The sequence below is a fragment of the Buchnera aphidicola (Aphis craccivora) genome (genome assembly GCF_005082145.1).
GTDB classification, from domain to species: Bacteria; Pseudomonadota; Gammaproteobacteria; order Enterobacterales; family Enterobacteriaceae; genus Buchnera; species Buchnera aphidicola_U.
In genome coordinates this window covers 1-2,971 of record NZ_CP034899.1, presented here as the reverse complement: position 1 = coordinate 2,971, position 2,971 = coordinate 1, and the positions used below count along the sequence as shown (strand labels likewise).

Here is a 2,971-nt window from a genome sequence, read left to right as displayed (position 1 = left end):
ATGTCATATTTTTTTATTTTTTTATTTATTACTGTATAATAAATATTTAAATATTAATTTAATATATTAAATATAAATAAACAATTAATTGTATTATATATTTAAATATATAAGTTATCAATAAGATCATTTAAATTAAAAAGAAATAACAGTAAAATATATATATATATTATTAAATATATTTTTTTTATCTTTTAATATTTTAACAACTGTTCAAAAAATCAGTTTTTTAAACTAAATGGTTGTATTTAAAAGAATTTTTTTTTTTTAATATGATTTTTTATTTATTTTGAAAATTTTTTTAAAATACATATACATAACTTATCCCCAGGTTTATAAACATGTTACTAAAATGATTTCAGAGCTTTTTAAAAAATTATAAAATTATATAAAACATATACTTACAATAATATATGGATAAAAAAATAACTTATTTTTCTTATTTTCTGAATAAACTTATACACAGAAATTGTGGATAACTTTTAATTTAAATTATTTGTTTAGTTGAATAAAATTTTTTAATCTGATATTAAATATTTATCATCTGTAATATTTTTCGTCTTACTTGAAAATATATGTTCTATTTTGATTCGAAGTTTGTGATGAATGAAAAATGATTAAGAGGGTTAAGATGGGATTTTAATACATTTAAAATTATCAGTTTAGTATAATGTTTTTTGATTTTAGATGCATTTTGGACGGATATGGAATTTTTTATAAATCCCATTTTTTTATTCGTGTTGTGTATATTTCATAGCGCCCCAATTGATTATTTTTTGTAAAAGTAATGCGCCTGATGTAGTTAAAATTGACTCTGGATGGAATTGAAATCCACATACGTAATCTAAATTATTTCTTACTGACATTATCATATTATTAAAATAAGAATTGATAATAAAATTTTTGGGAATTTTATTGCATATCAGTGAGTGGTATCGTGCAACTGGTAGTGGCTGGGGTAAACCTTCAAACATCTCTAAACCGTCGTGGTTAATTAAAGATGCTTTACCATGGAATATTTCACCTGCATATCCAATCACGCCACCATAAGCTTCTACAATTGCCTGATGACCTAAACAGATACCAACAATAGGTATTTTCCCTTTGACTTCATTAATTAAATTTAACATGCAACCTGCATTTTGGGGTGTGCTGGGTCCAGGAGATAACATTAAAATAGGATTTATCATTTTTTTAATTGAATTTAATATGATTTTTATAGCCACCGTATTTCTATAAATTAATACATTGTTATTTTTATTTCTGAGCTGCTCAACAAGGTTGTAAGTGAAAGAATCTAAATTATCTAAAAGTAAAATATTTGACATTTTTAAAAACATCCTATTTTTATTTAATGATGAGCTGTTTTTATAGCATTAATAACTGCTTTCGCTTTGTTTAAACTTTCTTTTACTTCATCTTCAGGAATTGAATTAAACACAACACCAGCACCTGCTTGAATGGTTGCAATTTGGTTTTCTACATATGCTGAACGTATTGTAATACAGGTGTCTAAATTTCCTAAATCTGTAAAATACCCTATAGCTCCGCCATAACTTCCTCTTTTTTCTTTTTCATGTTCCGCTATTAATTGCATGGCTCGAATTTTAGGCGCTCCTGTTAATGTTCCCATATTCATACAGGCTGCATAAGCGTGAAGTGCGTCAAGACCTATTTTTAATTCACCTATTACTTTTGACACAAGATGCATAACATGAGAATATTTATCCACTTTAACTAAATCAGAAACATATCTTGAACCTGGCTTACAAATACGTGCAAGATCGTTTCTAGCAAGATCCACAAGCATTAAATGTTCTGCAAGTTCTTTATGGTTTGTTCTCATTTCCAATTCTATTCTACTATCTAAGTCTAAGTCCAATTGACCATTTTCATTTATCCCACGAGGTCTAGTACCTGCAATAGGGTAAAGTTCAACTTGTCTAGTTTTTTCATCATATTTTAACGAGCTTTCAGGTGAAGCTCCAAACAATATAAAGTTTTTATCTTGCATAAAAAACATATAAGGGCTGGGATTACTTATTTTTAATTTTTGATAAGCAGATAATGAATTAGGACAGGGTAAGTAAAATTTTCGAGATGGTACTACTTGAAAAATTTCACCTTTTTGAATTAATTTTTTTAAATTTTTTATTATCGAGCAATATTTTTTGTCATCTATATTTGAAGTTAAATTAATACTTTTTATTTTAATTTGATTTATTTGTGTAAGTTTTTCATTTAATTTGTCTTTTATTTCTTTTGTTCTGTTTTTAATTCGTTTTCGTTCATCAATATTTTGACAAAAAATACTGCTTTGAATTAAGCATGTTTTTTTTTGATGATCTAAAACAAGTAAAGTTTCAGCTAAATAAAAACAGAAATTTGAACATTTTTGATTTCCTATTAAGCTAGGTAAAATTTCAAATATTGATATAAGATCATAAGAAAATAAGCCACCAAAGAACATTGCTTTAGGTATCTTATTTTTATTGTTAAAAATTTTAATCATTAATCTAAAAGCATCGAAAACGGACAATGAAAACAGTTTTTCATCTTCATTCAGATTTTTTGGAATACCAGGAAAAATTAAAATAACACTTTTGTTTTGTTTTTGTATTTTTATATTACTAGGAATGTTTTTTGTTAAAGTTGATAAAATTTCTATTCCGTTTATAGACATTGGAGTCAACTTAACTGAATTGTTTTCAGAAGTAAAACGAATGGCACTATCTATAATCATGATACTTTCTAAAGCATTTTTTTTATTAATTTCAGCTGTTTCTAACAACAATGTTGCTGGTTTTGATTTACAAAGATGATTAAATATTATTGTTGGATCGAAATGATACTTTGCCTCTTTTTGAATAATTTCAATTTCATGCAGGCTTGTTTTCATCAGGTTAAGTTTCTTTTTTAAAATAATTTTACGAATTTAAATAATAACTAATTTGGTATATTAAATCAATCA

At 25.2% G+C, this 2,971-nt stretch carries 2 protein-coding genes; both read right to left on the bottom strand.

What is annotated here, in order from left to right; all coding sequences use genetic code 11:
• Positions 1-731: 731 nt before the first annotated feature.
• Complete coding sequence (locus tag D9V60_RS03120) at positions 732-1,328, bottom strand: glutamine amidotransferase-related protein (protein WP_158360892.1); 597 nt, start codon at positions 1,326-1,328, stop codon at positions 732-734.
• Between the two features lie 23 nt (positions 1,329-1,351).
• Positions 1,352-2,899, bottom strand: a complete 1,548-nt coding sequence (locus D9V60_RS03115) for an anthranilate synthase component 1 (protein ID WP_158360891.1) — start codon at positions 2,897-2,899, stop codon at positions 1,352-1,354.
• Positions 2,900-2,971 lie beyond the last annotated feature (72 nt).